Annotated in this window: 5 protein-coding genes; all 5 read left to right on the top strand. The window is 52.7% G+C overall.

Annotated elements, in window-relative coordinates; translation table 11 throughout:
* Positions 1 to 122 precede the first annotated feature (122 nt).
* Complete coding sequence (locus tag F7Q90_RS25530) at positions 123 to 686, top strand: hypothetical protein (protein ID WP_006118725.1); 564 nt, start codon at positions 123 to 125, stop codon at positions 684 to 686.
* Positions 683 to 850: a hypothetical protein gene (locus F7Q90_RS26805; protein ID WP_006118726.1), complete on the top strand. Its 168-nt coding sequence runs from the start codon at positions 683 to 685 to the stop codon at positions 848 to 850. Before F7Q90_RS25530 ends, F7Q90_RS26805 begins: the two co-directional genes overlap by 4 nt.
* A gap of 23 nt (positions 851 to 873) precedes the next feature.
* Positions 874 to 1,068, top strand: coding sequence for a hypothetical protein (locus F7Q90_RS25525; RefSeq protein WP_006118727.1), 195 nt, complete (start codon positions 874 to 876; stop codon positions 1,066 to 1,068).
* 14 nt (positions 1,069 to 1,082) lie between these two features.
* Positions 1,083 to 1,685, top strand: coding sequence for a phage baseplate protein (locus F7Q90_RS25520; protein ID WP_006118729.1), 603 nt, complete (start codon positions 1,083 to 1,085; stop codon positions 1,683 to 1,685).
* A 9-nt stretch (positions 1,686 to 1,694) separates the two neighbouring features.
* Positions 1,695 to 1,793, top strand: a 99-nt coding sequence (locus F7Q90_RS27490) for a hypothetical protein (protein ID WP_249042843.1), incomplete at its 3' end; no start/stop codon positions are given.

The following is a 1,793-nucleotide window of genomic DNA, read 5'->3' as shown; positions in this document are numbered from 1 at the left end:
TGTACCGTCTGACAATTAGCGCCGAAAAGCACAGAAACCACTGTATATTTATCGAGTATTTATGTTGCATAAATTGCAATAAATATTATAATTATCCCAATATATGCAATGAGAGAAAACCAATGGCACAACTCACCAATATCCAAATCAGGCCAGCGCAGGTCGCGGGTAGCTCAACCATCCGGGCTGCCTGGGATGATGGCAAAACCGCCGCTTTCACCTGTCCGGAAGAGGCCGCACAAATCATTTCCGAACTGGCCGTTTTGCTCAACAACACAACCCGCCAGCAGACCGCAACCGCTGATTCTCTTCGCCGTTATGTCCGTGGCACGAAGGTGAAGACCCGCGACAACGAGATGCCGGAAATGGCAGAAACGAAACTGACGCCGGAAATCATGGCCGTCATGCGCAAAATCGCGCCAAAGTACGACGAGTGGGCGCTGGGTGATGATGCCCGTATTGCCTCGCTCGATGTGCTCAAGCTGGCCCCCGTCGAAGCGGTGAACGCCGTCAACCCCCGTCCTCTGGCTGAAATGTCGCTTGCCGATGCGGTAGCGACGATGTACGCCGTAGCGGACTACATGCAGGCCAACAAAATTGACCCGCTGCCCCTGACACCTGTTGACCGTCTCGAAGGGATCAACGAAGCCAACCGTAAATTCTGGAACCGAGGAAAACAGTCATGACCATGCGCCGTTCAGATCGTGAAGCAATGCAGAAACGCAATGAGTTTGACCGCACCGTTCAGCGTAATGAAAACCTGCAACGGAACGTTAACGACTTCTGGGAACGCCAGGCTGAAAAGCAGCAGGAAGCCGAAGACCGCCTGAAAAAACAGCGCGGCTGGTAATCACTATGCAGAGAGGCGAGAGCATGAGCAAAGCCAGCAGTGTGCGCCTGCTGCCCGAACACAGGGATAAAATCCTTGCCATTCAGGCGGTGGAGGCTGAGAAATCACCTTTGGGCGTCAAACCCACGATTGGCGCGATAGCAAGCGCCCTGATCCAGCGCGGACTCGATGACCTGTTTTCACAGGCCAGAGAGAAAGCGCCAGCCAGCGGTAAGTAACGGGAGCGCAGTCGATGGATATTTTATCGGTGCTGCTCAACCGGCACAGCCGGAGTATCGGAACGGTCATCCCCGATGTGACGATCAGCGAAAAGCACTATGACCGCCTGGAAATCACAGAGCACCCTGTAGAGCGGCCCACTTCCGCAGGAACGGGGTTTGTTGCGGATCACGCCTACCGCCAGCCGTCTGAAGTCATCATGCAGATTGGCTTTGCTGGTGGCGGCTCTGTGCTCGACGTGGTTAATACGGCTGCAATCGGCATATCAGCAGGTAAAAGCCCGAAAGAAATCTACGCCGATTTACTGGAAATTCAGCGAAACCGTGAATTGCTGGACGTGGTGACGGGTAAGCGCATTTATAAAAACATGCTGATTAAGTCGCTGGAGGTGACAACCGATAAGGTCACAGAAAATGTGCTCATGGCAACCGTCACCCTCCGCGAAGTCATTATTTCCTCCACACACACGATTCAGGTTGCCGACAAAGCCAACATGACGCAGGGCCAGAACACGGCACCTGTAAAAGACATGGGCACCAAAACGGGCGTGCCTGTCGCTAACGAGTCGGTACTTTCCTCTTTGTTTAATTCAATCACTGGCAAAAAAGCCGGGTAAGGGTATTTAATGTCACAGAACTGGATGCGCCATTTTGAGCTGCAGCTTGTCTCCGAAAATAAGCCCGGGATCAGCCTGAGCGATTTTAAAGTTACTTTTGATATAGAG

This window comes from Pantoea stewartii subsp. stewartii (genome assembly GCF_008801695.1).
Classification (GTDB): domain Bacteria; phylum Pseudomonadota; class Gammaproteobacteria; order Enterobacterales; family Enterobacteriaceae; genus Pantoea; species Pantoea stewartii.
This window is presented reverse-complemented; position numbering and strand designations above follow the sequence as displayed.